The 24,168-nt window shown below is 65.8% G+C and carries 27 protein-coding genes, 2 tRNA genes and 1 riboswitch; of the genes, 16 read left to right on the plus strand and 13 right to left on the minus strand.

The window, feature by feature from the left end; genetic code table 11:
* Nucleotides 1–84: 84 nt before the first annotated feature.
* Together L0C59_RS07115 and moaA are read left to right on the plus strand one after the other, a co-directional pair.
* Nucleotides 85–160: transfer RNA gene (locus tag L0C59_RS07115), tRNA-Gly, on the plus strand.
* 94 nt (nucleotides 161–254) lie between these two features.
* Complete coding sequence (moaA, locus tag L0C59_RS07120; protein ID WP_243090666.1) at nucleotides 255–1,232, plus strand: GTP 3',8-cyclase MoaA; 978 nt, start codon at nucleotides 255–257, stop codon at nucleotides 1,230–1,232.
* Here moaA and L0C59_RS07125 read toward each other — a convergent pair.
* Nucleotides 1,210–2,040, minus strand: a complete 831-nt coding sequence (locus L0C59_RS07125) for a DMT family transporter (RefSeq protein WP_243090667.1) — start codon at nucleotides 2,038–2,040, stop codon at nucleotides 1,210–1,212. The genes moaA and L0C59_RS07125 overlap by 23 nt on opposite strands.
* A 17-nt stretch (nucleotides 2,041–2,057) precedes the next feature.
* Here L0C59_RS07125 and L0C59_RS07130 point away from each other — a divergent pair, with 17 nt between their 5' ends.
* The 5 genes from L0C59_RS07130 to dusA are packed head-to-tail and all read left to right on the plus strand — an operon-like array spanning nucleotide 2,058 to nucleotide 5,872.
* Nucleotides 2,058–3,050: a polyprenyl synthetase family protein gene (locus tag L0C59_RS07130; protein WP_243090668.1), complete on the plus strand. Its 993-nt coding sequence runs from the start codon at nucleotides 2,058–2,060 to the stop codon at nucleotides 3,048–3,050.
* Nucleotides 3,051–3,057: 7 nt separating this feature from the next.
* Nucleotides 3,058–3,249 (plus strand): hypothetical protein, encoded by a 192-nt coding sequence (locus L0C59_RS07135; RefSeq protein WP_243090669.1) that lies wholly within the window; start codon nucleotides 3,058–3,060, stop codon nucleotides 3,247–3,249.
* The gene (locus L0C59_RS07140; RefSeq protein ID WP_243090670.1) at nucleotides 3,237–3,833 is read left to right on the plus strand and encodes a hypothetical protein; all 597 of its coding nucleotides are present in this window, start codon (nucleotides 3,237–3,239) and stop codon (nucleotides 3,831–3,833) included. The genes L0C59_RS07135 and L0C59_RS07140 overlap by 13 nt, the downstream gene beginning before the upstream one ends.
* Before the next feature lies 1 nt (nucleotide 3,834).
* Nucleotides 3,835–4,854, plus strand: coding sequence for a 4-hydroxy-3-methylbut-2-enyl diphosphate reductase (gene ispH / locus L0C59_RS07145; RefSeq protein WP_243090671.1), 1,020 nt, complete (start codon nucleotides 3,835–3,837; stop codon nucleotides 4,852–4,854).
* Nucleotides 4,847–5,872, plus strand: coding sequence for a tRNA dihydrouridine(20/20a) synthase DusA (gene dusA / locus L0C59_RS07150; RefSeq protein ID WP_243090672.1), 1,026 nt, complete (start codon nucleotides 4,847–4,849; stop codon nucleotides 5,870–5,872). Before ispH ends, dusA begins: the two co-directional genes overlap by 8 nt.
* Here dusA and L0C59_RS07155 read toward each other — a convergent pair.
* Nucleotides 5,768–6,394 (minus strand): tetratricopeptide repeat protein, encoded by a 627-nt coding sequence (locus tag L0C59_RS07155; protein ID WP_243090673.1) that lies wholly within the window; start codon nucleotides 6,392–6,394, stop codon nucleotides 5,768–5,770. The two genes, dusA and L0C59_RS07155, sit on opposite strands and share 105 nt — an antisense overlap.
* A gap of 10 nt (nucleotides 6,395–6,404) precedes the next feature.
* The gene (locus L0C59_RS07160) at nucleotides 6,405–7,724 is read right to left on the minus strand and encodes a glycogen synthase (protein ID WP_243090674.1); all 1,320 of its coding nucleotides are present in this window, start codon (nucleotides 7,722–7,724) and stop codon (nucleotides 6,405–6,407) included.
* A 26-nt stretch (nucleotides 7,725–7,750) separates the two neighbouring features.
* Between L0C59_RS07160 and L0C59_RS07165 the strand changes: the two genes are divergently transcribed.
* Nucleotides 7,751–7,915: a hypothetical protein gene (locus L0C59_RS07165; protein WP_243090675.1), complete on the plus strand. Its 165-nt coding sequence runs from the start codon at nucleotides 7,751–7,753 to the stop codon at nucleotides 7,913–7,915.
* A gap of 70 nt (nucleotides 7,916–7,985) precedes the next feature.
* Here the strand turns inward: L0C59_RS07165 and L0C59_RS07170 are convergent, their stop codons facing one another.
* From L0C59_RS07170 to glgC, 4 genes are read right to left on the minus strand one after another with little or no spacing between them, the layout of a single operon-like run.
* Entirely contained in the window at nucleotides 7,986–8,357 is a 372-nt protein-coding gene (locus L0C59_RS07170; RefSeq protein WP_243090676.1) for a gamma-glutamylcyclotransferase family protein, read from the minus strand.
* Nucleotides 8,357–9,031, minus strand: a complete 675-nt coding sequence (locus L0C59_RS07175; RefSeq protein ID WP_243090677.1) for a response regulator transcription factor — start codon at nucleotides 9,029–9,031, stop codon at nucleotides 8,357–8,359. Before L0C59_RS07175 ends, L0C59_RS07170 begins: the two co-directional genes overlap by 1 nt.
* Before the next feature lie 20 nt (nucleotides 9,032–9,051).
* Nucleotides 9,052–9,738 carry a SagB/ThcOx family dehydrogenase gene (locus L0C59_RS07180; RefSeq protein ID WP_243090678.1) on the minus strand — a complete coding sequence of 229 codons (687 nt, stop codon included), beginning with the start codon at nucleotides 9,736–9,738 and terminating at the stop codon, nucleotides 9,052–9,054.
* Nucleotides 9,739–9,740: 2 nt separating this feature from the next.
* Nucleotides 9,741–10,985 (minus strand): glucose-1-phosphate adenylyltransferase, encoded by a 1,245-nt coding sequence (glgC, locus tag L0C59_RS07185; RefSeq protein ID WP_243090679.1) that lies wholly within the window; start codon nucleotides 10,983–10,985, stop codon nucleotides 9,741–9,743.
* A gap of 69 nt (nucleotides 10,986–11,054) precedes the next feature.
* Between glgC and L0C59_RS07190 the strand changes: the two genes are divergently transcribed.
* Nucleotides 11,055–13,151 (plus strand): AAA family ATPase, encoded by a 2,097-nt coding sequence (locus tag L0C59_RS07190; protein ID WP_243090680.1) that lies wholly within the window; start codon nucleotides 11,055–11,057, stop codon nucleotides 13,149–13,151.
* 11 nt (nucleotides 13,152–13,162) lie between these two features.
* Here L0C59_RS07190 and L0C59_RS07195 read toward each other — a convergent pair whose 3' ends face one another.
* Nucleotides 13,163–15,475, minus strand: a complete 2,313-nt coding sequence (locus tag L0C59_RS07195; RefSeq protein ID WP_243090681.1) for a penicillin acylase family protein — start codon at nucleotides 15,473–15,475, stop codon at nucleotides 13,163–13,165.
* A 33-nt stretch (nucleotides 15,476–15,508) separates the two neighbouring features.
* Between L0C59_RS07195 and L0C59_RS07200 the strand changes: the two genes are divergently transcribed.
* From L0C59_RS07200 to mutM, 7 genes are all read left to right on the plus strand, one after another.
* Nucleotides 15,509–15,712 carry a CDGSH iron-sulfur domain-containing protein gene (locus L0C59_RS07200; RefSeq protein ID WP_243090682.1) on the plus strand — a complete coding sequence of 68 codons (204 nt, stop codon included), beginning with the start codon at nucleotides 15,509–15,511 and terminating at the stop codon, nucleotides 15,710–15,712.
* Nucleotides 15,713–15,755: 43 nt separating this feature from the next.
* Nucleotides 15,756–16,715, plus strand: a complete 960-nt coding sequence (locus L0C59_RS07205) for an aldo/keto reductase family protein (RefSeq protein WP_243090683.1) — start codon at nucleotides 15,756–15,758, stop codon at nucleotides 16,713–16,715.
* A gap of 117 nt (nucleotides 16,716–16,832) precedes the next feature.
* A complete protein-coding gene (locus tag L0C59_RS07210; RefSeq protein ID WP_243090684.1) occupies nucleotides 16,833–18,209 on the plus strand; it encodes an FAD-binding oxidoreductase in 1,377 nt (458 codons plus the stop codon).
* Nucleotides 18,210–18,218: 9 nt separating this feature from the next.
* Nucleotides 18,219–18,295 (plus strand) — tRNA-Met (locus tag L0C59_RS07215).
* A gap of 51 nt (nucleotides 18,296–18,346) precedes the next feature.
* A complete protein-coding gene (locus L0C59_RS07220; protein WP_243090685.1) occupies nucleotides 18,347–18,586 on the plus strand; it encodes a 4a-hydroxytetrahydrobiopterin dehydratase in 240 nt (79 codons plus the stop codon).
* 12 nt (nucleotides 18,587–18,598) lie between these two features.
* Nucleotides 18,599–18,958, plus strand: coding sequence for an acyl-CoA thioesterase (locus tag L0C59_RS07225; protein ID WP_243090686.1), 360 nt, complete (start codon nucleotides 18,599–18,601; stop codon nucleotides 18,956–18,958).
* A gap of 5 nt (nucleotides 18,959–18,963) precedes the next feature.
* A complete protein-coding gene (gene mutM, locus L0C59_RS07230) occupies nucleotides 18,964–19,761 on the plus strand; it encodes a DNA-formamidopyrimidine glycosylase (RefSeq protein WP_243090687.1) in 798 nt (265 codons plus the stop codon).
* Here the strand turns inward: mutM and L0C59_RS07235 are convergent.
* The 5 genes from L0C59_RS07235 to L0C59_RS07255 form a co-directional block, all read right to left on the minus strand.
* The gene (locus L0C59_RS07235; RefSeq protein ID WP_243090688.1) at nucleotides 19,758–21,239 is read right to left on the minus strand and encodes an ABC transporter permease; all 1,482 of its coding nucleotides are present in this window, start codon (nucleotides 21,237–21,239) and stop codon (nucleotides 19,758–19,760) included. The two genes, mutM and L0C59_RS07235, sit on opposite strands and share 4 nt — an antisense overlap.
* Before the next feature lie 60 nt (nucleotides 21,240–21,299).
* Entirely contained in the window at nucleotides 21,300–22,334 is a 1,035-nt protein-coding gene (locus tag L0C59_RS07240; RefSeq protein WP_243090689.1) for a thiamine ABC transporter substrate-binding protein, read from the minus strand.
* A 21-nt stretch (nucleotides 22,335–22,355) separates the two neighbouring features.
* A riboswitch (TPP riboswitch) is annotated at nucleotides 22,356–22,451 on the minus strand.
* A 38-nt stretch (nucleotides 22,452–22,489) separates the two neighbouring features.
* Nucleotides 22,490–23,338 (minus strand): alpha/beta fold hydrolase, encoded by an 849-nt coding sequence (locus tag L0C59_RS07245; protein WP_243090690.1) that lies wholly within the window; start codon nucleotides 23,336–23,338, stop codon nucleotides 22,490–22,492.
* Nucleotides 23,308–23,547, minus strand: coding sequence for a hypothetical protein (locus L0C59_RS07250; protein ID WP_243090691.1), 240 nt, complete (start codon nucleotides 23,545–23,547; stop codon nucleotides 23,308–23,310). Before L0C59_RS07250 ends, L0C59_RS07245 begins: the two co-directional genes overlap by 31 nt.
* Complete coding sequence (locus L0C59_RS07255) at nucleotides 23,544–24,122, minus strand: fuculose-1-phosphate aldolase (RefSeq protein ID WP_243090692.1); 579 nt, start codon at nucleotides 24,120–24,122, stop codon at nucleotides 23,544–23,546. Before L0C59_RS07255 ends, L0C59_RS07250 begins: the two co-directional genes overlap by 4 nt.
* Between the last annotated feature and the right edge of the window lie 46 nt (nucleotides 24,123–24,168).

The following is a 24,168-nucleotide window of genomic DNA, read 5'->3' on the forward strand; positions in this document are numbered from 1 at the left end:
GCGCCGATGGTACTGGGACCGCAGGGTCCTGGGAGAGTAGGTCGGTGCGGGGGATTTTTACACTACGCGCCGCATGTGGCGCGTGCGGGAGTAGCTCAGTCGGTAGAGCACGACCTTGCCAAGGTCGGGGTCGCGGGTTCAAGTCCCGTCTCCCGCTCCACAGCAAAACCCCAGGCATAAGCCTGGGGTTTTGTTTTTTTATCCCTTGCCCTCTGGCCCAGGGCGTAGTATGGTGGCCCAAAGGGGGAAAAGGCATGAAGCTACTGGACAACTACGGGCGTGTTATCAAAGACCTTCGCATCTCCGTGACCCCCCGGTGTAACCTGCACTGCCTTTACTGTCATCCCTTGGGGCTGGAGATGGCCGAGCCCCCGGGAACCCTCACGGTGGAGGAGGTGGACCATTTCCTCGAGGCCGCCTCCCTCCTTGGCCTTTCCGCCGTGCGCTTCACGGGTGGGGAACCCTTGGTGCGCAAGGAGCTTCCCCAGATGATCGAACGGGCCCGGAGCAAGGAGGGCATCGAGGACGTGGCCATCACCACCAACGGCCTCCTCTTCGCCAAAAGGGCCAAGGAACTGGTGCAAGCGGGCCTGAACCGGGTGAACATCTCCTTGGACGCCATCACCCCCGAGGTCTTCACCCGCATCACCCGTGGGGGAAAGGTGGAGCGGGTCCTACAAGCTATAGATACCGCCTTGGAGCTAGGGCTTCACCCCGTCAAGCTCAACGCCGTGGTCATCCGAGGGATGAACGAGGAGGAGGTGGTGCCCCTGGCCCGGCTTTCCCTGGACCGCCCCTTGCACATGCGCTACATCGAGTACATGCACCTGGACAACTCCGACCCCGAGGAGTACCGCCGCCGCTTTGTGACCGGGAAGGAGATCCGGGCACGAATCGAGGCGGCCTACGGCCCCTTGGAACCCGTCCCCCACGACCCCACCTCCCCCGCGCGGGTCTTCAGGATTCCCGGAGCCCAGGGTACCCTGGGGTTCATCAACCCCGTGACCGAGCCCTTCTGCTCCCACTGCTCCCGGCTTCGCCTCACCTCGGACAAGAAGCTCAGGCCTTGCCTCCTCACCGACCTGGAGATGGATATCTCCTGGGCCTTTGCCGCAGAGGAACCGGTGGAGGCCCTGGTGGATGCCATCCTGATCGCCACCAACCGCAAGCCCGCCTTCGGCAACACCCTCCCCACCCTAAGGAAACGGGTCATGCTGGGGATCGGCGGATAGCCTGGAAGGTGGCCAGGACCACCAGAAAGGCCCCGAGCCCACCCAGTAAGCCCAGCTTTTCCCCCAAAACGGCAAAGGCAAAGAGGGTAGCCCAGACGGGCTCCATGGTGTAAAGGATAGCCGCCTGAGGGGCGGGCACGTACCTTTGCCCCCAGGTTTGGAGCCAGGTGGTGAGGGCCGTGGCCACCACCCCCAGGTAGAGGACGGCACCCCAGGGTATGCCTTCCCACCTCACCCCCTCCCAAAAGGCCCAAGGCAGGGCAAGAAGCGCCGTGCCGAAGATCTGTACCGCCGTGAGGGGTAAGGAGGGAAAGGCCTTGGCGTGCACCTCGAGGCGCACGATGTAAAGGGCGTAGGTGACCGCGGTGAGAAGGGTCCAGAGATCCCCCACGTTCAAGGGGGGTTGCCGGGGATCATAGGAGAGAAACCCCACGCCCAAAAAGGCCAAAAGGGCCACCAGCCACACGCTCCCAAGCCTCCGGCCCACCAGGCCCAGGATCAAGGGGACCAAGACCACGTTTAAGGAGGTGATGAAAGCGCTGCGGCTCGCCGAGGTGTACAGGAGGCCCACCGCCTGGGAGGCATAGCCCAGAAGAAGCCAGAAGGCCAGCTCCATCCCCGGTCCCCACACCCCTTTGGGGAGGCGCCAAGCCCAGGGCAAGAAGAAGAGGCTGGCCAGGAAAAAGCGCAGGAAAACCAGGAGGCTTGGGGCCATCTCCCCCACCGCCCCCTTGACCACCACAAAGGTGGTGCCCCAAAGAAGGGTGAGGAGGTTAAGGGCAAACAGGCCCAGGGCATAGCGGCGCATGGCCTAAAGTGTATAGCATGGTGCCCTCCCCCCAGGAAGTGAAGGATGCCCTCCACGAAAGGCTCCTGGGTCACCTGGCCCACCCAGATCCCGATTACCAGCGGCTCCTTAGGGAGTATCCCTCCCGGGGCGGCAAGATGCTCCGGGGGCTTCTTACCGTCTACGCGGGGCTGGCCCACGGTGCCCCCCTCGAGGCCAGCCTCTGGGCAGGAACGGCCCTGGAACTTTTCCAGAACTGGGTGCTGGTCCACGACGATATCGAGGACGGCTCCCTGGAGCGCCGGGGAAGGCCTGCCCTCCACCACCTCTACCCCATGCCCTTAGCCCTGAACGCCGGGGATGCCCTGCACGGGGAGATGTGGGGGCTTTTGCTGAGGGGCCTTAGGGCGGGCCTCTTCGGTCCGGAAGTGCTGGCCGAGTTTCACCAGGTGGTGCACCGCACCGCCTACGGGCAACACCTGGACCTGCTGTGGACCCTTTCCGGCCGTCTGGACCTGGCCCCGGAGGATTACCTCCGCATGGTGGCCCACAAGGCCGCCTACTACACCGCCGTGGCCCCCTTAAGGCTCGGAGCCCTGCTTTCCGGGAAAACCCCCCCTGCCCTCTACGAGGAGGCAGGGCTAAAGCTGGGCATCGCCTTCCAGATCATGGACGACGTCCTCAACCTGGAAGGGGACGAGGCTTATGGCAAGGAGCTGGCCGGGGACCTCCACGAGGGCAAGCGCACCCTGATCCTGATCCGCTACCTTCAGGAAGCCCCCGAGGAGGAGCGCACCCGGGCCAAGGCCCTCTTGGGCCTACCCCGCGAGGCCAAGCCCGAGGCTGAGGTGAGGTGGCTTTGGGAGCGGCTCCTGGCCTCGGGTGCGGTGGCCTGGGCTAAGGAAGAAGCCCAACGGCTCGCCCAAGAGGGCCTCGGTACTCTCATCCCCCACCTGGAAACCCTACCCGAACGGGGAGCCGCCTCCCATCTGCAAAACCTTCTCACCGCCCTGGTGGAACGCAGGGCATAATGGGGCCATGCAAGGCGTGCGCTTTAAGGTCATCACCGCCAACGACCCCGACATCTTCCAGGAAAGGCTTAACCGCTTCGTGGAGGAGCTTCCCGAGGACGTAATCCTGGTGGAGGTCAAGTTTTCCGTGGCCGAGGGGCCCTCTCCCCTCTTCGCCGCCTTGGTGCACTACAAGGAAGTGGAGGCGTGGAAGGAGTAGAGGCCTTTCTCTTTTTCCTGGCCTTAAGGGGGGAAGCCCGGCGGGAGGAGGTGCGGGACCGCTTCCCCAAGCTGGTTCCCCTGCTAAAAGCCTTGGGCCAAGAGGTGGAGGCCCAAGGGGAAACCTTCCGCCTGAGCAAGCCCCTCCGCCTCTCCTGGTTCGCCCCCCTTTTCCAGCGGGAATACTCTCCCCTTCGGCCTGAGGAGGAACGAACCCTGGCCCTGGAAAGGCTCCTCGAGGCGGCCCACCTCTCCGCCCAGGAAGGCGAACCCCTGGTGGAAGGACACGGCCTCCTGAAAGCCGCCCGTGCCTTCCAGGAGGGGAGCCAAGCCCTCCTAAGGGGGGCGTACCGGGAGGCCCTCCACCGCTACGGGGAAGGCCTAGGGCTTCTGGAAAAGGAGGGCCTTTCCTTCCCCGCCACCGCCTTGGCCCTTTTGGCCCTGGCCCAGGAGGGGTTCCGCCCCGGGGGCAAGGGGCGGGAAACCGCCAGGAAGGCCCTGGAACGGGCCAGGACCGCCTTCGCCCGGGAGATGGCGCAAATGGCCCTGGCCCAAGCCACAAAGGAAGGCGAGGGGGAGGCCTAGAATGGGGGGCATGGGGCTCAAGCGGGTGTACCTGGCCCGGCCCCGGGGCTTTTGCGCCGGGGTGGTGATGGCCATCCAGACGGTGGAGCGCTGGGCGGAGGCCCTGAAACCCCAGGGGGAGCTGGTGGTGTACCACGAGATCGTCCACAACCGGGCGGTGGTGGAGCGGCTGAAGGCCAAGGGGGTGCACTTCGTGGAGGACCTCTCCGAGCTGGAGAGGCTTCGCTGGGAAAGGCCTCTGGCGGGCACCCTGGTCTTTTCCGCCCACGGCCACCCCCCGGCCGTGCGCAGGCAGGCGGCGGAGATGGGCTTCCACATCCTGGACGCCACCTGTCCCCTGGTCACCAAGGTGCACACCGAGGCCAGGCGCTACGCCCAGGAAGGGTACTGGATCCTCCTGGTGGGGGATTCCGCCGACCATCAGGAGGTGAAGGGCACCTACGGGGAGGCCCCAGAGAGGACCATCCTGGTGGCGGTGCACACCCACGTGGGCAAGGACCCCCGCCTGGCGGATCCGCGCACGGTGGAGGTTCCTGACCCGGAGCGGGTGGTGGTCCTCACCCAGACCACCTTAAGCGTGGAGGACACCCTAAGGACGGTGGAAATCCTCAAGGCCCGCTTCCCCAAGCTGGTGGTGCCCCGGCGAAAGGACCTCTGCTACGCCACCCAGAACCGCCAGGAGGCGGTCAGGCGCATCGCCCCCCATGTGGATCTCTTCCTGGTGCTCACCAGCCCTCACTCCTCCAACGGCATGCGCCTTTTGGAACTGGCCCAAAGCCTCACCGGCAAGGCCTACCGCCTGGAAAGCGCCAGGGACCTCCAGGAGGAGTGGCTTGAAGGGGCCGAAAGCGTAGGCATCACCTCCGCCGCCAGCGCCCCTGAGGACCTGGTGCAGGAGCTGGTGGGGCTTCTCCAGGCGAGAAATCCGGGCCTCGAGGTCATCGAGGAAGGGGAAGAGGAGGACATCGCCTTCCGCCAACCCCGGGTCCTGTCCCCGGAGGAGGTCTTGCAGGGTGTCTGACCACCGCCTCTCCGTGGCCCCCATGGTGGACCGGACGGACCGGCACTTCCGCTACCTGGTCCGCCAGATCAGCCGCAAGGTCAGGCTCTACACGGAGATGACCGTGGACCAGGCGGTGCTTCGGGGAAAAGCGGAAAGGCTTCTTGCCTTTCACCCCGAGGAGCACCCCATCGCCCTACAGCTTGCGGGTTCGGACCCCAAGAGCCTGGCGGAGGCGGCGCGGATAGGCCAGGCCTGGGGATACGACGAGGTGAACCTTAACCTGGGTTGCCCTTCGGAAAAGGCCCAGGAAGGGGGGTTTGGCGCCTGCCTCCTCCTGGACCCCGTAAGGGTGAGGGAGATCCTTAAGGCCATGGTGGAGGCGGTGGCAATCCCCGTCACGGTAAAGCTCCGCCTGGGGGTGGAAGGGGAAAGCTACCCCCGCCTTGCCCGCTGGGTGGAAAGCTATGCGGAAACGGGGGTGCGGATCTTCATCGTCCACGCCCGGAGCGCCCTCCTTAACCTCTCCACCTGGAAAAACCGGGAGGTTCCCCCCTTGCGCCACGAATGGGTCCACCGGCTCAAGGGAGATTTCCCCCACCTCACCTTCGTCCTGAACGGGGGGGTGCGAACCCTGGAGGAAGCCCTTCCCCACCTGGGGAAGGTGGACGGGGTCATGATGGGCCGGGCGGTCTACGAGGACCCCTTTGTGTTGGCGGAGGCGGACCGGCAGGTGTTCGGGATGGAGGCAAGGCCAAGCCGCCACGAGGTGGCCTCGCGCATGCGGCTCTACCTGGAAGCGGAGGCGCAAAAGGGTACCCCCCCGTGGGCGGTGCTGAGGCACATGCTGAACCTCTTCCGGGGACAACCCGGGGGGCGGCTCTGGCGGCGCCTCCTTGCGGAAGGGCGTTCCCTGAGCGCCTTGGACCAGGCCCTAGGGCTTCTTCAGGAAAAGGTAGGCCAGGAGGGCGAGGAGGGAAACCCACACCCAAAGGGGGATGCGGAAAGACCGCTTGGGTTTTCCCGTCAGGGGATCTAAGGAGACAGGTGGGCCCATCTTGAGGCGGGTGGCCCGCTTCAGGTGGGCCACCATCCTGTCCAGATCCCCCTTCTTCTTATAAAGGGCCGCCAGGTTCTCGTGGACCAAGGGGTCGTCCGGGGCCAGTTTCAAAGCCCGCTGGTAAAGGTCCAAGGCCGCCTCCACCTCCCCCCTTTCCAGGTAAAGGTTGCCCAGGTTAGTGAGGGCCCGGTGGTGGTAGGGGTCCAGGGCCAGGGCCCTTTGAAAACGGGCCTCGGCCTCCTCCCTCCTCCCCTCCCCCACGGCCCTTACCCCCAAGAGCACCTCCCTTTCCGCGGCGAAGAGGGGGTCCTCCAGGCGGTCAGGGGCTTCCTCCAGCAGGCTAAGCCCGGCCAAAAGCCTCTCCCTAAGCTCCCCGGGGAACCCCTCCGCATAGGCCCTGGCCTCCTGGTAGGCCTTGCGCCTTAGGAGCCGGAGAAGGTGCACCAGGGCCTGGGCCTCCGCATCCCCCGCCAGGGCCTTGGCCTCGAGGTCCTGAAGCATCCCCCCCATGTTAGCCCAAGGCCCTTCGGTAGACCTCCAGGTAGGCCCGGGCGGACCTTTCCCAGGAAAAGTCCTTTTCCATGCCCCTTAGGCCCAAGGCCTCCGGCCCCAAGCGGAAAAGGCGCAAGACCCCGTAGAGGAGGCCTTCGGGATGGTAACTCTGGAAGAGCACCCCCGTGCGGCCATCCTCTATGGTGTCCTTAAGCCCCCCCACCGCCCGGGCCACGGGCGGGGTGCCGTAGCGCTGGGCGATCATCTGCACCAGGCCGCAGGGTTCAAAGCGGCTCGGCACCAAAAGGGCGTCCGCCCCCGCGTAGGCCAGGCGGGCCAGGCCCTCGTCGTAGGCCTCCACAAAGCGTACGAAGCCGGGATTCCCCTCCTCCGCTTGCCTCAGGGCTTGCGCCAGACCCTCCTCCCCCACCCCCTGGACCAGGAGGCGAAAGCCCAGCTCCTTAAAACGTGGGATGGCCTCCAGGATCAGATCCAGTCCCTTTTGTCCATCCACCCGGCCCACATAGGCCAAAAGGGGCCGGGCTAGCCCTGTGCGCTCAGAGAGGGCCTTTTGCGCCAGGGCCTTGCCCCTCACATCCTCCCGGGAGTAAGGGGCAGGAAGGTGGGGGTCCCGGGCGGGATCAAAGACCTCCAGGTCCAATCCGTTCAGAATGCCCAAAAGCTTGCCCCTATGGCGCCTCAGCACCCCATCCAGCCCCATGCCGAACTCCGGGGTCTGGATCTCCTCCGCATACGAGGGGCTCACCGTGGTCACCGCCCGGGCGAAGACGATGCCCCCCTTCATCAGGTTCACCTGGCCGTGGAACTCCAGGGCCTCCATATGGAAAAGGCTCCAAGGAAGCCCCGTCCAGTGGAAGAAGAGGGCCGGGTCCAAAAGGCCCTGGTGGGCCAGGTTGTGGATGGTGTAGACCACAGGCACAGGGGCGGTCAGGGCAAGGAGCGCGGCCGTCCAGTCGTGGGCGTGGACCAGGTCAAACCCCTGGGCCGCCTGGCCCGCCGCCACGGCAAAGCGGAGGTAGCGCTCGGGGTCGTCGGGGTAGCCGTAGACCCGGTCACGTTCAAACCCGGGCACCGCAAGGAGGAGAAACCGCACCCCCCCTTCCACCCGCTCCCCTAAAGGCGCCCTCTCCTCCCGGCCCGCAAAGGCGTAGGCCACCTCCCCCACCCCTTGGGCCTCGAGCCCCCGGTGCCAGGGGAGGAGCACCGTGGCCTCCACCCCCAAGGGCCTTAAGGCCTTGGGCAGGGCCCCCACCACATCGGCAAGCCCCCCCACCTTCACCAGGGGATAGGCCTCAGGGGCCGCCATGAGGACCTTCATGGTCCTAGTATATGGACCATAATCCCATGCGCAGGGTATCGGTGAGCCAGGCCACGGCCCACCTCTCCCCGCCCCTAAGGGAGGTGCGGAAAACCGCGCGCCGCCTCCTCTTCGCCCACCCCTTGCGAACCGAAGATGCCCTTCAGCGGGCTAGGGCCTGGGTGGCCGGCCGGGGCCCCTTGCCTTCGTAACCCTGGACCCGCGCCTGGCAGGAGGGGCCCTTGGGGAGGGGTTTCCCGCCCTTCCCGAACCGGGGGAAGGCTAGGGCTGCCACTCCCCCTGGGGCAGCCAAACCGCCCCCTCGAGGTCCCCCTGGTAAACGTAGGTCCAGGCGGGAAGGGGACCCTCCCCCGTTTCCACCAGAACCCTAACCCGCCGGTACTCCACCCCCTCCTCCTCCAGCTCATCCAATAGGGCGAGGACCTCCTCTGGCACAAAGAGGACCTCCCCATAGACCCTTCCCTCCCCGGGAACCATGCCGGGATAAGGGTATGGACGGCTAGGCCCCTCGGCCAGGTGAAAGAGCTGAAACCCCTCCACGTACCCAGGCAGGACCTTTACCACCCGGCTTTCCACCAAGGGGTAGTTCCTTTCCCCCCGCTTTAGGGTGCCGTACACAAACACCCGCTCCATCACTGGCCCAGGAAGCGGTAACCCATCCCCACCACGGTTTCAATGAACCGGGGGCTTTGGGGATCGTCCTTGAGCTTTTTGCGAAGGAGGCGGATATAGGCGTCCACCACCCGCTCCGAGCCCTCAAACTCGGGCCCCCAGACCCTTTCCAAAAGCTCCTCTCGGGTGTATACCCTTCCCGGGGCCTGGGCCAGGGCGAAAAGCAGTTTGGTCTCCGTGGCGGAAAGCTTCAGGAGCTCTCCTTCCAGGTAGGCCTTCTTGGCCTCCAGGTCCAGCTCCAAAGGACCGAAATGCCGTCTTCCCTCCTTGCCGCTTCGGCGCAGGAGGGCCTTGATGCGGGCCAAAAGCTCCTTCAGGGAAAAGGGCTTGCCCAGGTAATCGTCCGCCCCCTCTAAAAGGCCCTCCACCCGGCTATCCTCGTCCGCCTTACCGGTTAGGAGCAAAACCGGAAGCATTGGGTCCAGGTCCCGCAAGGACTTGAGGACCTCGAGGCCCTCCAGGTCGGGAAGGCCCCGGTCCAGGACCACCAGGTCCGGCCTGGCCCCTTCCCAGGCTTGCCGTAAGGCCTCCCTCCCCGTGCGGGCCCACACCACCAAAAGCCCCTCTTTTTCCAGAAACCTCTTGACCAGCTCCCCCACCTGGGGATCATCCTCCACCAAGAGAATCCGCGCCATAATACCTTCCCCAAATACGCTTAACGTCCCAGAATCACCACCACCCCAGGGTACTCCCCCTCGGGCAACCGCAGGAGGTGAGCCACCATCTCATCATAAAAGGTTTCCGCGGGGTACGCGGCCAACCCCTGGCCCACGGCGGCAAGGAGCACCAGGCCCGCCGCATAGCCCGCCTCCAGAAGGGCATACCGGTATCCCCTGAGGCCGAACAGGGCCTCGCTCCTTTCCGGAACCAGGGTAAAGACCAAAAGGGCCGCCACCTGCTCGAGGCCAAGCCCCAAAAGCGCCTCCGACCAGGAGGCCTCCTCCACCCTGGCGGCGATCTGGAAGAGCTGGTGTTCCTTGGGGAAGTAGTGGTAGACCCCCGGGAAAACCCCTTCCACCCGGCGCACCACCAGGTAGGCCTCCAAGGGGTAGGCCTCCCCCGCCGAGGGGAAACCCCGCCTTCCCGAGCGCTCCGCCAGGGGATAGAGGACCTGGGAAAGGTCCTTCAGGGTCAGGGCCGAGCCCACCTCGGGCAGGAAGGGCCTGAGCTGAGAAAGAACCCGGAACAAGGGCGGCCCTCCCTCCTCCCGGAAGGTAGGCAGGGCCTGGGTTTCCAGGGGGTTGGCGTAAACCTTGGACTTGGGCTTCCGCTTTAGGGGAAGCTCCTCCCCTTGGGCCAGGCGGGAAAGGCGGTAGAAAAGCTTACCCGGATGCTTCTCCATGGCTAGAAGCGGTACCCCTTGGGCACCACCACCACCCCTTCCGGGGTCACGGTGAACCCCCGGGCCCGGTCGGCCTCGAGGTCATAGCCGATCTCGGTATGGGGGGGGATCTTCACGTCCTTATCGATGATGGCGTTGCGGATCCTGCAGTAGCGGCCCACCTCCACGTCGTCAAAGAGGACGGAGCGCTCCACCAGGCTGTAGGAGTTCACCCGCACCCGCCGGAAGAGGACCGACTCCCGCACCGTCCCCCCGCTCACGATGACCCCACCGGCCAGAAGGCTGTTCAGCGCCCGCCCTATACGTTCCCCCGTCTCGTGGACGAACTTGGCGGGGGGGCTGAAGAGGTTGGCGGTCCTTAAGGGCCACTCGGGGTTAAAGAGGTCGAACTCGGGGACCACCTTCACCAGATCCATGCTGGCCTCAAAGTAGGCGTCCAGGGTACCCACGTCCCGCCAGTACAGGTTGGGACCCTCCTGGCCGGGGATGGGGTTGCGGTGAAAGTCGTAGGCGAAGACCCGATACCCCTCCTTGAGGGCCCTAGGGATCACGTCCTTGCCGAAGTCGTGGCTGGAGGCGCTCTCCTTGGCGTCGGCCTCCAGGAGTTCAAAGAGGGCCTCGGTGCGGAAGATGTAGTTGCCCATGGAGGCTAAGGCCAGGTGGGGCTTGCGGGGAATGGGCTTGGGGCTTTGGGGCTTTTCCTGGAACTCGGTGATGCGCCACTCCTCGTCCACCTGCAAAACCCCAAAGCGCCGGGCCTCCTCCACGGGTACGGGGTAAGCGGCGATGGTGATGTCGGCCCGCTTCTCGTAATGGTACTCCACCATGTGGCGGACGTTCATCTTGAAGATGTGGTCGCCGCCGAAGATGGCCACCGCCTCCGGAGCATGGTTGTGCACCAGGTGCAGGTTCTGATAGATGGCGTCGGCGGTGCCCCGGTACCACACGGGGCCCAGCTCCTCGTAGCGGTACATCTGGGCGGGCACCAGGAGGATGAAGTGGTCCTCCAGGAAGGCCCCGAAGCGCCAGTAGCGCTGGATGTGCTCGGTGAGGGACTGGGCCTTAAACTGGGTGAGCACGTAGATGGAGTAGATGCCCGAGTTTACGAAGTTGTTCAGGACAAAATCAATAATCCGATACTTGGCCCCGAAGGGCACCGCCGGCTTGGCCCGCTTGGCGGTCAGGGGGTAAAGGCGGCTCCCCTGCCCCCCCGCCAGGATCATGCCCAGAACCTCCACCTTAACCATGAAATCCCTCCTTTATTTGGTCAGTTTACCCTAGGCCCCTAGGACAAAGGTCCGGGTATAGTGAGCCCGATGCGGGTTAGCGCGCTCTCCTGGTTCACCCCACCCACCGAGCCCAAGCCCGCCCCCCCCTTCTTCGGCCAAAAGCGGGCTTTAAAGGCCCTCGAGGCCGCCTTTCGCCAGGGAGGGCACGGCTATTTGGTGGGACCAAGCGGCCTCGGCAAACGGAAGCGCCTCCTCGCCTACCTGAGGGGCCGCCCCTTCCCCAAGGAGGAGCTGGTCTACCTTCCCCTGGGGGAAGAGGCCTTCCCCCTTCTCCTCCCCGAGGGGCAGGGCCGGGCCCTGGTGGAGGGGGTGGAGGCCCTCCTCGCCGAGTTCACCCCCGCCCTCTTCCGGGAAAAGGGCTTCCTCTACGCCAAAAGCCTGGTGGAATCCCGCCACGAGAAGGAGGCCGAAGCCCTCCTGAAGGCCCTGGCCCAGGAGGCGGAGGGGTACGGGTTTGCCCTTTTGGAGGGGGAAGAGGGCCTCAGGCTATCGGGAAGGGGCCCCATGCCTCCCGAGCTTTCCGCCAAGCTGGAGGAAACCATTTTGGCCTATGTGGACGTGCGGCAGCGGGCGGAGGCGGAGGTGGCCGCCCTAAGGCGGGGCTTCGCCGAGCGCTTCCTCCTGCCCAAGGCCCAGGAGCTTAAAGGGCGCTTCCCCCAGGCGGGCCGGTACCTGGACTGGATCACGGAAACCCTGCTCCGGGCCGCCGCCTTGGAGGAGGCCCTCAAGTTGGAAAGGCTCCTGCCCCGGCTTCTGGTTGAGGGGGGGGAACGGGTGGTCTATGAGCCCAACCCCAGCCCGGAAAGGCTTTTTGGCCACCTGGAGTACGAGATGCAAGAGGGCCTCCTCTCCACCCACCTGGGGCTTTTGCGCCCCGGGGCCCTGCACCGGGCCACGGGAGGGGTGCTGGTCCTCGAGGCCCACCGGGTTTGGGAACTGGGAAGCTACACCCCCCTGAAGCGGGCCTTGGCCACAAAGGAGGTGGAGCCCCTCTCCCCCCGGCCCGAGGTCAAGGGCCCCCGCCTCCAACCCGCCCCCCTCAAGGCCCAGGTCTTCCTGGTGGGCCCCCCGGAGGTGATCGCCTTCCTGGAGGAAGACGAGGAATTCCTGGAGCTTTTCCCCTTCCGCGTGGAGTTCAGCCCGGAGATCCCCTACACGGAGGAGAACGTGGCCTACCTGGGGGGATTTTTGGAGGCCGAGGGGGTGGCCCTGACCCCCGAGGGCCTCTCCGCCCTGGCGGACGAGGCCCGCCGCTGGACCGGGCACAAGGAACGCCTGGACGCCAGGCTTTACCGCCTTTTGGACTTGGCCCAGGAAGCCTCGGCCCTCAAGCGCCCCCTGGACCGGGAGGCGGTGGAAAAGGCCCTCCTGGCCAGGGAGGAGCGGTTCGGCCTGGAGGAGGAGCTGTACCTGAAGGACCTGGAGGAAGGGGTGGTGGCCCTCGAGGTCCAAGGCACGCGGGTGGGCGAAATCAACGGCCTGGTGGTGGTGGAAGGACCCCTGCCCCGGGGGCGGCCGGTGCGCATCACCGCCCAGGCGGGCCCCGGACGGGAGGGCATCCTCTCCATTGACCGGGAGGTGGGCCTGGGGGGGCAGGTCTTCCACAAGGCGGTCCTCACCCTGGCGGGTTACCTGCGGGGAACCTACGCCAGCCTGGGGGCCCTTTCCGCCACGGTGAGCCTGGTCTTTGAGCAAAGCTACGGGGGAATAGAGGGGGATTCCGCAGGGCTTGCGGAGCTTTTGGCGGTACTTTCCGCCATCTCGGGGCTTCCCCTAAGGCAGGACCTGGCGGTCACGGGCGCAGTGGACCAGACAGGGAGGGTCCTGGCCGTGGGCCGGGTGGCGGAGAAGGTGGAGGGATTCTTCCGGGTCTGCCAGACCCTGGGGCTCACGGGAAGCCAGGGGGTGGTGCTCCCCAAGGCCAACCTCCCCCACCTAACCCTGCGGAAGGAGGTGGTGGAAGCGGTGGAGAAGGGGCGCTTCCACCTCTACGCGGTGGAGGAGGTGGACCAGGCCATAGAGCTTCTCTTCGGCCGCAAGGCCTACTGGGTCCACGACCGGGTGCGGGAGGTCCTGGGGGAGTTCCGCAAGATGGAGAACGGGGAGGAAAACACCTCCCCGTAAGGCGGTTTCGGCTAGCGCCCAGGCTCCAAAAGCAACACCCTTTCCCGGCCCGGGGCGGTGAAGGCCATGGGCAGGTATCCTCCCCTAGCCCAAAGGGGCAACAGGTCGGCGTAATGGGGGGAAAGGAAATGCCCCGTCTGGCCCATGGGATGGATGAAGAGGGAGGCCTCGGGATGGGCCAGGTCCACGATCTGCCGATAGCTGGGCCCGTGGGACATGAGGAGGGTTTTCGGGTCAAAGGGGCCCACGTTCACCGTGTACCGGTCCCCGCCAAAGGAAACCCTGCGGTCCGTAAACCGCCTCAAGGGGGTGTGGGTGAGGACCGCATGGGGGAAGGTGGCCTGGTGAACCGCCCCCCAGGAGCGGACCCTCAGGCCTTCCTTCCGGTCCAAGGTCCTCTCCAAGGCCAAGGCGGCAAAGTCCAGGCAGGATTCCCGGTACTCGGTTTCCGGTTGGTCGCAGTTTTTGTCCCCCTCCCGCAAGGCTTTGAGGAGATACCGGGGCTGGTCCCAGAACTCCTCCCCCACCTCTCCCCTCGGCAGGCGGGTGAGCTCCGTGTACCAGAGGGCGAAGACCAGGGCCTCCTCCGAGTTTTGGCCCATCACCCCATCCCAGGCCAAAAGCCTTTCCCGAAAGGCCCGGCTTCTTTCGGATAGGGGGTTGAGAAGCTCCAGGACTGGCCGGAAATCCCGGAAGAGGAGGGTCTTCTGGTCCTGTTGCATGGCCTGCATGTCCTCGAGGGCAAGCCTTTCCTTGGCCAGGAGGAGCTCCCGGATGCGCTCTGCCCGGTAGGGTTCGGCCCAGTCGTGGGTGAGGGCATAGGGGAAGCCCTGGGGCGTGACCTTGTTGTTGGCGGTGACCAGGAAGCCCTCCTTGGGGTTCAGCACCTTGGGCCACTCCTCCGACTTGCGGTAGCCCTGCCAGTCCCATTCCCCGTTTCCCGGGACCGGCACCATGCCCGTGTGCCCCTCCTTGCGGATGGGGAACTTCCCGGGGGCGATATAGCCGATATTGCCGTCCACATCGGCATAAACGAAGTTTTGGCTGGGGGCGGAGTAGGGGCTTAGGGCGGCCACGAACTCCTGCCAGTTCTGCGCCCGGTTGATCCCCAGATAGGCCATGAGGATGTGGTCCTCCTCATCCAGGCTCACCCAGCGAAGGGCCATGGGAACCCGGGGAGGGTTCTCTAGGGCGTCGGTGATCACCGGCCCATAGACCGTCTCCCGCACCCGAAGGACCTCCTCCTTTCCCCCCTTGATGGGGATCCTCTCCTCCCGCACCCGGTAGGGAACCACCCGCCCCTTGTAGCGGTATCCTTTCCCCTCCACGTCCTCCAGGAGGTAGAGGTCCTGTACATCCGCCCCCACGTTGGTAACCCCCCAGGCGATGCGGTCGTTGCGCCCAATGACGATTCCAGGAACCCCGGGGAGGCTGGCCCCGATGGCCCGGTAGCCGGGGGCTTCCAGGGCCATGAGGAACCAGAGGCTGGGAGCCCCAAGGCGCAGGTGGGGGTCATTGGCCAGGAAGGGTTTCCCCGTGACCGTGCGGCTTCCCGCCACCACCCAGTTGTTGCTGGCCTCGAGGAAACGCGGCGGGGCCATCTGAAGTAGGGCTACTGGGGCTTCCTCCCGCTTTAGAGGAAGCCTCAGGTCCTCGCTTTGCAGGATGGTGGGGGCGTCCTCGGGATAAGGGGGCATGAGCTCTAGTAGCCTCTCTGGGCTTATCCCGCGGGCCAAGAGGCGGTGGCGCAAAAGCTCCTCCTCCCAGTTCCCGGAAAGATCAAAGCTCATCATCTTGGCCCAGACCAAGACGTCGGGGCCCGTCCAGGGCTCAGGGCGGAAGCCCAGGAGGCGGAACTCGGGGGGCAGGGGTGCCCCGCTTTGCAAGAAGGCGTTCACCCCGGCCACGTAGGCATCCACCGCCTCTTTTTCCTCAGGGTAAAGCCTCTCGTAGGCCCCTTGGGCCGCCCGGTAAAAGCCAAAGGTACGCAGGAAACGGTCCTGGGCCAAGGTGGCCTCCCCCAGCACCTCGGAAAGCCTTCCCTGGCCCACCCGGCGCTGGAACTCCATCTGCCAAAGCCTTTCCTGGGCGTGAACGAATCCTTGGGCGAAGAGGAGGTCCCTTAGGGTCTGGGCCCGGATCCGCACCACCCCCCCTGGGTCCCGCCCCACCTCCACGGGAGCGGAAAGCCCCTTCAGAGCCAGCCTCCCTTCCACCTGGGGCAAGGAAGCCCGCAGGGTGATGTAGGCGGCCAAGCCCACCCCCAAAACCGCCAGGATGGCCAGACCCAAAAGCCAGGCCAAAACCCGTAAGAGGCGTTTCATAGTTGGACCGAGTATACCACTATCATGGGGGTTATGAGGCTGGTGTTCGTGGAAAACGGGCCCATCCGCCTGGAGGGCCAGCGCATCGTGGTGCGCGTAGGGGAGCGGGAGGAAGTGCGGAAAGGAAGGGTCTCCCTTTGCCGCTGTGGGGGCTCGGGGAACAAGCCCTTTTGCGACGGCACCCACAAGCGGATCGGCTTCCAGGCCCCGGGAGGGGAGCTGGAGGTGGGGGACTGACCCGCTGGTCAATCTCCGCCTCGAGGGGTAAACTCCGGTAGCCATGGGTGAGATGCACTATCGCAAACTGGGCAAGTGGGGCCTGAAGGTCTCGGAGATCTCCCTGGGGGCCTGGGTCACCTTTGGGGATGTGGTGAAGGACAAGGAAACCATCCGGGAGATCGTCAAGATCGCCTACGAGGGCGGGGTGAACTTTTTTGACAACGCCGACGTCTACGCCCGGGGCCTGGCGGAAGAGGTGATGGGGGAGGTGCTCAGGGAGTTTCCCCGGCACACCCTGGTCCTCTCCACCAAGGCCTACTGGCCCATGTCGGAAGACCCCAACGACCGGGGCCTAAGCCGCAAGCACCTTCTGGAAAGCATCACCCAAAGCTTAAAGCGCCTAAGGACCGAGTACGTGGACCTCTTCTTCGCCCACCGCTATGACCCCGAGGTGCCCATGGAGGAGATCGTCTACGCCATGCACACCATCGTGGAAAGGGGCTACGCCCTCTACTGGGGTACCTCGGAGTGGCCCGCCGCCAGGGTTGCTGAGGCGGTGACCTTCGCCCGGGAAAACGGCCTCCACCCGCCCGTGGTGGAGCAACCCCAGTACTCCATGCTCTACCGCGAGCGGGTGGAAGGGGAGATCCTCCCCGAGGCCCAGCGATTCGGCATGGGCCTGGTGGTCTGGAGCCCCTTGGCAATGGGCATGCTCACCGGACGGTACGACCAAGGCATCCCGCCGGAAAGCCGCTTCGCCCGCTACCCCCAGTTCGCCGAGCGCTTCCTCACGGAGGAAAACCGGAAGAAGGTGCTAAGGCTCAAGGAGGTGGCGGACGAGCTGGGCCTCACCCGCACCCAGCTGGCCCTGGCCTGGGTGCTCAGGCTTCCCGGGATCACGAGCGCCATCACCGGGGCCACCCGGCCCGAGCAGATTCGCGAAAGCCTGGGGGCCGCCGGGGTGGACCTGCCCCAGGAGGCCCTGGAGCGGATTGAGGCCATCCTTAAGGGCGAGGAGTAGAAAGGCCCTCTTGGCCGCGAGGCCCAGGTGGAGAGGGACCCGGGCCTCTTTTCTTCACGCCGAAAAAGGTTGGGGAAACCCTTCTCCCCGACGCCAAGCCGGACTAAACTGGCCTCCATGGACACCCTGGAAGCCTTAAGGCGCCTTTTCCCGGGCAAGGTGGACACCTCCCCCTCCGAGCGCCGCCGGCACGGGCGGGACGAGGGGTACCCCGAGGAGGGGGAGGTCTTGGCGGTGGTCTACCCGGAAAGCGTGGCGGATGTGCAAGAGGCCTTGAGATTTGCCAGGGAGAAGGGCCTGGCGGTGATTCCCTTTGGGGCAGGGACCAGCCTCGAGGGGCACCTTTACCCCCTTAAGGAAACCTTGAGCCTAGACTTCAGCCGCATGAACCGCATCCTGGAGGTGCGCCCCGAGGACTTCCTTTGCGTGGTGGAGCCTGGCCTCACCCGCAAGGCCCTCAACGAGGCCCTTAAGGGCACGGGGCTATTCTTCCCCGTGGACCCCGGGGCCGACGCCACCTTGGGCGGCATGGCCGCCACCAATGCCAGCGGCACCACCACGGTGCGCTACGGGGGGATGCGGGCCAATGTTTTGGCCCTCCAGGTGGTCTTGGCCAACGGGGAGGTATTGGAACTGGGCCGGGGGGTGCGTAAGGCCAGCGCTGGCTACGACCTAAAGGACCTCTTCCTCGGTTCGGAGGGGACCTTGGGCATCATCACCCGCCTCACCCTTAGGCTCCAGCCCCTGCCCGAACACATCCACACCTTAAGGGTTTTCTTCCCCGGGGTGGAGGAGGCCGCCTTGGCCAGCTACCGGGTGATGGCCAGCGGGCTTCCCGTGGCCCGGCTGGAGCTACTGGACGAGCTGGCCCTCAGGGCCCTAAACCGCTACCTACAAGCGGGCTTTCCCGAGAAGCCGGCCCTCTTTCTGGAGTTTCACTCCTCCACCCGGGAGGCCCTGGAGGCGGAAAGCGCCCTGGCCCTTAGCATCATGCGAGAGGCAGGGGCTTTGGAGGTGGAGGCCGCCAAGACCGAGGAGGAGCGCAGACGCCAGTGGGAGGCCCGCCACCAGGCCTACTGGGCCTTGGTGCACCTCTTCCCCGGCCACCGCTTCGTGATCACCGATGTGGCCGTTCCCCTCTCCCGCCTACCCGAGATGGTGCGCTACGCCCAAGGGCTCCTTGAGGAGATGGGCCTTACGGGCAACATCCTGGGCCACGTGGGGGATGGAAACTTCCACACCTTAGTCCCCGTCCTCCCCCAGGACTACCCCAAGGCGGAGGCCTACGCCGAGGCCCTGGTGCGAAGGGCCTTGGAGCTTGGGGGTACCTGTACCGCGGAGCACGGGGTGGGCCTGAGGAAGAAGAAGTACCTGCCCCTAGAGCACGGGCCTGCCCTGGAGTGGATGCGAAAACTAAAGGCCCTCCTCGACCCCGAGGGGCTCCTGAACCCGGGCAAGGTGCTTGACATAGCCCCTTCTTCCCGCTATAGTTAAGGATGGCGACGCGGGGTGGAGCAGCCTGGTAGCTCGTCGGGCTCATAACCCGAAGGTCGCGGGTTCAAATCCCGCCCCCGCAACCAAAAGAGGGCCCAGACCCCATGGGGTCTGGGCCTTTCCCTTACCCTGGGGGCATGGACTGGGAGATCCAACAAGACCCTGAGCGCCTGGTTAAGACCTTCCGCTTTGCCAACTTCCAAGAGGCCCTGGCCTTCGTCCAGCGGGTGGGGGAGCTGGCGGAGGCCCAAAACCACCACCCCCGGCTTACCCTGGAGTGGGGTCGGGTGACGGTGGAGTGGTGGACCCATAGCGCCGGGGGCATCACCGAGAAGGACCGGGAGATGGCCCGCCTCACCGACCTTCTCCTGGGGTAGCCTAGGAAGGGTATGGAAGCACGCACCCTAGAGCTGGTCTTCCCCGAGCACACCAATCCCTTGGGTGCCGCCTTCGGCGGCTTCGTGCTGGGCCTCATGGACAAGGTGGGTTCCTACGCCGCCGCCAGGAGGGCCAGAAAACCCGTGGTGACCGTGGCGGTGAGCAGCGTGGAGTTTAAGGTGCCCATCCGCACCGGGGACCTGTTGGAGGTGGTGGCCAAGGTGATACGGGTGGGGCGCACCTCCTTGACCGTGGAGGTGGAGGTCTACAAGGAGCGCTTCGGCCAGGAGAACGGCCGGGTGCTGGCCACCAAGGGGGAACTCACCTACGTGGCCGTGAACGAGAAGGGCCAGCCCGTGCCCGTGGACTGAGCGGCATGCCCGAGCTACCCGAGGTGGAAAACACCAGGAGGAAGCTTCTTCCCCTTTTCCTGGGGAAGAGGCTTCTTGCGATCCAGCACCAAGATCCCCTTCGCTACCGGAACACGGAGCGGGCCCTTGGCCAACGGGTGGAGGACCTCTGCCGCCGGGGTAAGTTCCTCCTCTTTGGCCTCACGGAGGGGTGGGAGATGGTGGTCCACCTGGGCATGACGGGGGGCTTCCGCCTGGAGGAAACCCCCCACGCCCGGGTGGTCTTCCGCCTCGAGGACCAGGAGGTCTTCTTCCACGACCCCCGGCGCTTTGGCCGGATCTGGGTGGTGAAAAAGGGGGATTACCGGGAGATCCCCCTTCTCCTCCGCCTGGGCCCCGAGCCCCTTTCCCAGGATTTTCGGTTCCCCGAGTTCTGGCTGGGGCTAAAGGGAAGCCAGAAGCCCCTTAAGGCCCTCCTCCTGGACCAGCGCCTGGCGGCTGGGGTGGGGAACATCTACGCCGACGAGGCCCTTTTTAGGGCCCGCCTCTCCCCCTTTCGCCGGGGGCGGGACCTCAGCCAAGGGGAAGCCGAACGGCTTTTTGCCGCCATCCGCACCGTGTTGGCCGAGGCCACCGCCCTAGGGGGAAGCACCCTTTCCGACCGCACCTACCAGCAACCCGATGGCCTTCCGGGAAGCTTCCAGCTACGCCACGCCGTCTATGGCCGCACGGGGCTCCCCTGCCCGGTTTGCGGGGAACCCATCGCCAGAAAGACGCTGGGGGGACGGGGCACCCACTTCTGCCCCCGGTGCCAGGGAGCCTAGCCCACCCGCCCTCTTCCCCGATCCAAGAGGTAAAAGAGCAGCCCCGAAACCAGGGCCAAGAAGGCGGCCAGGGCCAAGGCCTCCCGGAAGGGGGCCTCCCCGGGCCGGCCTAGGCGCTCGTAGATGGCCAGGGTCAGGGTGGTCCACTCGGGCCGCCAGAGCACCAAGCTGGCCCCAAACTCCCCCAAGATGGCCGCCAGGGCCAGGGCCAGCCCGGATTGCAAGGCGGGAAACACCAAGGGGATTTCCACCCGCAAAAAGGCCCTGACGGGGGTGGCCCCCAGAACCCGGGCCGCCTCGAGGAGGGTGGGAGGAAGGCTCCTAAGGGCGGGGAGAAGGGCCCGGGCCAAAAGGGGATAGGCCAGAAGGGCATAGGCGGAAAGCAAAAGGAGCAAGGAGCCCCGAAGGTGGGGGTAGGCCAAGAGGTAGCCCAGGCCCAGGGCCACTGGGCTCACCATGAGGGGGAAAAGGCCCAGGAGGTCCATGAAAGGGCCCCTCCGGGCCGAGGCCGCGTAGGCCACCCCCAAGGGCAGGGCCAGGAGCAAGGCCAAGAGGGTGAAGCGGAGGCTATTCCCCAAGGCCAGGGAAAGGGGGGTGAACTCCCTGGAGGCCCAGGCAGAGGCCAAGGCCCCCAGGTCTAAGCGCAGGAAAAGCCCCCACAGGGGGGCAAAAAGCAGGAGAAAGAAGGCCCCTATGCCCAGGGTGTAGGCCCAAGGACGGGCGGGAAGGAGCCCCCCTGGCGGCAGGGGGTAGGGCCGAAGGCGCAGGTAGAGGGCCACCGCCAGGGCCAGGGTGAGGATCTCCAGGAGCATGAGGGCGCTGGCCTCGGGGAAGGCCAGGCGGTAGGCCAAGAGGGTATAGACCTCCACCTCGAGGGTGGCGTACCTGGGCCCCCCCAGGAGGAGAGGGACCCCGAAGGCGGAAAAGGCATAGATGAACACCAAAAGCCCCGCTGCCCCCAAGGCGGGAAGGAGGAGGGGAAGCCCCACCCTTAGAAAAGCCCTGAGGCTCGAGGCCCCCAGGACCCTGGCCGCCTGCAAGGGGCCCTCCAGGTTCAAGGCCACCGGCAGGAGAATCCTTAGGGCAAGGCCCAGGTTGTAAAACACCGCGGCCAGGAAAAGGAGGGCCTTGGTGCCGTAAAGATCCACCCCCAAGACCCCCCTCGGCCCCAAAAGGGCCAGAAATCCCAGGGCCACCACCGGGGTGGGCAGGACGAAGGGCAAGGTGGAAAGGGCCAGGAAAACCTCCCTAAGGGGAAAGGGGCGGCGAAGGAGAAAGGCCAGGGGAAGGGCCAAAGCCAAGGTTAGAAGGGCAGAAAGGAGCCCGTATTCCAGGCTCCAGAGGTAGCGCTCCCAGTAGTAGGGGTTCGCCAGGGCCCGGGCAAACCCCTCCCCCACCCCCAGGGCCAGGATGCGCCCCAAGGGGTAAAAAAGGGCTAGGCCCAGGAAGAGGAGGACGAAAAGGCCTCCGTAGGCCATCCCCTCAAGCCTAACTCCCCATCCGCCCCACAGAGGGCCCCTTCCCGCCCGCGGGGAGCCTTACCGCCTGCCCCGGCGCACCGCCTCCGGGCTCTGCCCCTGGAGGACCACCTTGGTCCACTCCTCGAGCCAGCGCTCCCGGTTTTGGGCCATGGCCTTGGGGTCCATACGCACGCTCCCCAGGGGTTCCGGAGCGAAGCGGAAGACCTCGGGGAGCCCGGCATCCCGGCGGGCTGGGTACATCCACATCTCCGTGGGGATGTTCTCCTGAACCGGCCTGGAAAGGAGCCAGTCCACCACCTTCCTGGCCCCCTCGAGGTTCCTGGTCCCCTTTAGGATCCCCACGAACTCCACCTGGAAGAAGGCCAACTCGGGAAAGAGGTTCCCCGTGGGGGGCTCTTGGTACTTCCCCTCGGAGTAGTAGACCTCGGCGGCGGGGCTGGTGGTGTAGGAGACCACCAAGGGCCTGTCCCCCTTGTAAAGGGTGAAGTGGGTGTAGTAGGCCTCGCTCCACCCCTTGGCCACCCGCACCCCTCCATCCCTGAGCTTGGCCCAGAAGTCCAGGTACCCGTCCTCGCCGAAGCGGGCCACCGTGGCCATGAGGAAGGCCAGGCCCGGGGAGCTGGTGGCGGGGTTTTGCACCACCAGAAGCCTGGCGTACTCCGGCCGGGTGAGGTCGGCGGGAACCTTGGGCAAGGGGCGGTCCTTGAAGTAGGCCCGGTCGTAGTTCAGGCTCACCCAACCGTAGTCCACGGGAAGGGCGCGGAAGGTGGGGTCCAGGAGAAGGGTGGCCTTCAGGTTCTGGATCTCGGGGCTGCGGTAGGGCAAGAGGATGTCCGCCTCCAGGGCCCGGGAGAGAAAGGTGTTGTCAAAGCCATAGATCACGTCGGCGATGGGGGCTCCCTTGGTGAGGATGGCCCGGTTCAGGGTCTCCCCGGCATCCCCCCCTTTCAGGAAGCGGAGCCTCAGGCCCGTCTCCCGCTCAAACCGGGCGATGAGCCCCTTATCCAAGGAAAAGCTATTGTGGGTGAGGACGGTGATCTCTTGGGCGAAGCCGAAGGCCAAAAGGACCAGTAGGGCAACGATCCTTAGCATAAAACCCCTCCTTGTCACCGGGAGGGGCCTTGGTCACCTTCCCTACGCCGGCATTACCCGGATCAGGTTCCAAGGGTATCTCTCAGCCCCCTGGGAGGGGCACCCCCGGTGACGCCTTGAGTTTACCACCCTTCCTGGCCCTGGAAAGGCATCCTTCACACCCTCCAAGGGGCCAAAAGGCCCTCGAGGACCTCCCGGAAGGCCTCGCCAAATGCCTCCGGCTGGTCGATCCAGGGATAGTGCCCAGCCCCGGGTATCACCCGGATGGGGGCCCTAAGGCGCTCGGCCACCTCCTCGGCGTAGGGGTAGCTGGTCCCGTCCATCTCCCCCACCACCAAAGCCACCCGCCCGCGGCTTGGGGAGAGGTAGGGAGTGTAGTCCAGCCGCCAAAGACCGTTCTGCCAAAAGGCCAAGGCCGGGGTATCCGGCCCCAGGATGCCCGAGCCCTCCGCCACCCACTCGTACTCCAGGCGGCCATGGGGGGTGGGGAACATGAGGCGGTCAAAGAGGAGCTTGGGCTCCGCCCTCTCCAAGGCCGCCCTCAGGTTCGCCTCGGGGTCGGCCAAGGGCTCCAACCCCGCGGCCTCCGCAAGCCTTTCGGAAAGCCAGGGGAAGCTCACCCACGGGGAAAGGAGCACCGCCCCCGGGACCTCCGGATAGCGGCGGAGGACCTCCAAGGCCACCAGGGCCCCGAAGCCATGGGCCAGAAGATGAAACCGTTCCAGCCCCAGGGCCTCGGCCAGGGCCACGGTATCCTCCACCAAGGCATCTAGGGTGAAGAGCCGGGGGTCTTGGGGAAGCTCCAGGCTCCGCCCGGAACCCCGCTGGTCAAAGTAGATGACCCGGAAGTTCTCCAGGTAGTCCTGAAGCCCCTCCCTTAAGGCGTAGGCGTTCCCCCCTGGCCCCCCGTGGAGGACCAGGAGGGCCGGGGCATGTTCGTCCCCCACGTCCTCCACGTAGAGCTCCGCTTCCCCTACGGGGATGTAGCCGATTTCTTCCCGCATCCCTTATAGACTACCCCATCCTGCAGGGTAAAGGCCCAAACCTTAACCCCGGGCAGGGCCTGGGCCTTCTGCCAGGCCTCTTCCCCCGCGCCCAGGACCTCGAGGAGCCACACCCCCTCCCCCTCGAGGAGCCAGAAGGGGTGGGGAAGCTCCCGGGCCAAGCGCAAGAGGGCCTCCTTTTCCTTCCCCTCCACGAAAAGCACCCTCATCCCTTCCCCCAAAGGCGGTGGTAAAGGAGGATCTCCGCGCTCTCCTCCAGGGTGGTGAGGAGGCTATAGGCCTCCAGAAGGGCCTCCTCGGGCTTTTCCTTAAGCCCTATGGCAAAGGCCCCATGGCCCCTTAAAAGGCAGGCCCGGTGCTCCTTGAGGCCCTCCGCCACCGCCAGGGCGGCCTCGAGGGTGGCGCTTGTGGTCCTGGGGGCAAGCACCGGGACCTCTTTCAGGTAGTACTGGCCCTCGAGGTCCTGGGGCACGATCCTGTCTAGATGCAGGGAGAGGGCCACCGCCACCCGGGGATGGGCATGGACGATGGCCCGGGCCGGGGTCGCCCGGTACACCTCCCGGTGGATCACGCTCTCCACGCTGGCCCCTTGCGGAAAGGGGCCCTCTAGGGGCACCTCCACCAGGTCCTCCGGGCTCAGGCGCGCCTTCTGCACCCCGCTTTTGGTGATGAGAAAGCCCTCCTTGGTGCGCACGGAAAAGTTGCCCGCGGTGGCGGAGATGAGCCTTTGGTGGAAAAGATCCTCCCCCACCTGGCGAAAGGCGGTGTAGATCCGGGCCAGCATGGGCCCATTATGGCGCAAAACCCCTTTGGGCGGGGCCAGGAACCCC

It is taken from the genome of Thermus neutrinimicus (genome assembly GCF_022760955.1).
GTDB classification, from domain to species: Bacteria; Deinococcota; Deinococci; order Deinococcales; family Thermaceae; genus Thermus; species Thermus neutrinimicus.

Excerpts from the sequence above, each read along its gene's own strand:
- L0C59_RS07155 (WP_243090673.1), bottom strand. The coding sequence starts at position 6,394 with ATGCTTCAGGACCTCGAGGCCAAGGCCCTGGCGGGGGATGCGGAGGCC.
- glgC (WP_243090679.1), bottom strand. The coding sequence starts at position 10,985 with ATGGTTAAGGTGGAGGTTCTGGGCATGATCCTGGCGGGGGGGCAGGGG.
- L0C59_RS07210 (WP_243090684.1), top strand. The coding sequence starts at position 16,833 with ATGGACACCCTGGAAGCCTTAAGGCGCCTTTTCCCGGGCAAGGTGGAC.
- L0C59_RS07195 (WP_243090681.1), bottom strand. The coding sequence starts at position 15,475 with ATGAAACGCCTCTTACGGGTTTTGGCCTGGCTTTTGGGTCTGGCCATC.
- L0C59_RS07205 (WP_243090683.1), top strand. The coding sequence starts at position 15,756 with ATGGGTGAGATGCACTATCGCAAACTGGGCAAGTGGGGCCTGAAGGTC.
- moaA (WP_243090666.1), top strand. The coding sequence starts at position 255 with ATGAAGCTACTGGACAACTACGGGCGTGTTATCAAAGACCTTCGCATC.
- L0C59_RS07200 (WP_243090682.1), top strand. The coding sequence starts at position 15,509 with ATGAGGCTGGTGTTCGTGGAAAACGGGCCCATCCGCCTGGAGGGCCAG.
- L0C59_RS07255 (WP_243090692.1), bottom strand. The coding sequence starts at position 24,122 with ATGCTGGCCCGGATCTACACCGCCTTTCGCCAGGTGGGGGAGGATCTT.
- L0C59_RS07165 (WP_243090675.1), top strand. The coding sequence starts at position 7,751 with ATGCGCAGGGTATCGGTGAGCCAGGCCACGGCCCACCTCTCCCCGCCC.
- L0C59_RS07225 (WP_243090686.1), top strand. The coding sequence starts at position 18,599 with ATGGAAGCACGCACCCTAGAGCTGGTCTTCCCCGAGCACACCAATCCC.
- L0C59_RS07245 (WP_243090690.1), bottom strand. The coding sequence starts at position 23,338 with ATGCGGGAAGAAATCGGCTACATCCCCGTAGGGGAAGCGGAGCTCTAC.
- mutM (WP_243090687.1), top strand. The coding sequence starts at position 18,964 with ATGCCCGAGCTACCCGAGGTGGAAAACACCAGGAGGAAGCTTCTTCCC.
- L0C59_RS07250 (WP_243090691.1), bottom strand. The coding sequence starts at position 23,547 with ATGAGGGTGCTTTTCGTGGAGGGGAAGGAAAAGGAGGCCCTCTTGCGC.
- L0C59_RS07180 (WP_243090678.1), bottom strand. The coding sequence starts at position 9,738 with ATGGAGAAGCATCCGGGTAAGCTTTTCTACCGCCTTTCCCGCCTGGCC.
- L0C59_RS07130 (WP_243090668.1), top strand. The coding sequence starts at position 2,058 with ATGGTGCCCTCCCCCCAGGAAGTGAAGGATGCCCTCCACGAAAGGCTC.
- L0C59_RS07175 (WP_243090677.1), bottom strand. The coding sequence starts at position 9,031 with ATGGCGCGGATTCTCTTGGTGGAGGATGATCCCCAGGTGGGGGAGCTG.
- L0C59_RS07190 (WP_243090680.1), top strand. The coding sequence starts at position 11,055 with ATGCGGGTTAGCGCGCTCTCCTGGTTCACCCCACCCACCGAGCCCAAG.
- L0C59_RS07235 (WP_243090688.1), bottom strand. The coding sequence starts at position 21,239 with ATGGCCTACGGAGGCCTTTTCGTCCTCCTCTTCCTGGGCCTAGCCCTT.
- L0C59_RS07240 (WP_243090689.1), bottom strand. The coding sequence starts at position 22,334 with ATGCTAAGGATCGTTGCCCTACTGGTCCTTTTGGCCTTCGGCTTCGCC.
- L0C59_RS07160 (WP_243090674.1), bottom strand. The coding sequence starts at position 7,724 with ATGAAGGTCCTCATGGCGGCCCCTGAGGCCTATCCCCTGGTGAAGGTG.
- L0C59_RS07170 (WP_243090676.1), bottom strand. The coding sequence starts at position 8,357 with ATGGAGCGGGTGTTTGTGTACGGCACCCTAAAGCGGGGGGAAAGGAAC.
- L0C59_RS07125 (WP_243090667.1), bottom strand. The coding sequence starts at position 2,040 with ATGCGCCGCTATGCCCTGGGCCTGTTTGCCCTTAACCTCCTCACCCTT.
- L0C59_RS07135 (WP_243090669.1), top strand. The coding sequence starts at position 3,058 with ATGCAAGGCGTGCGCTTTAAGGTCATCACCGCCAACGACCCCGACATC.
- ispH (WP_243090671.1), top strand. The coding sequence starts at position 3,835 with ATGGGGGGCATGGGGCTCAAGCGGGTGTACCTGGCCCGGCCCCGGGGC.
- L0C59_RS07220 (WP_243090685.1), top strand. The coding sequence starts at position 18,347 with ATGGACTGGGAGATCCAACAAGACCCTGAGCGCCTGGTTAAGACCTTC.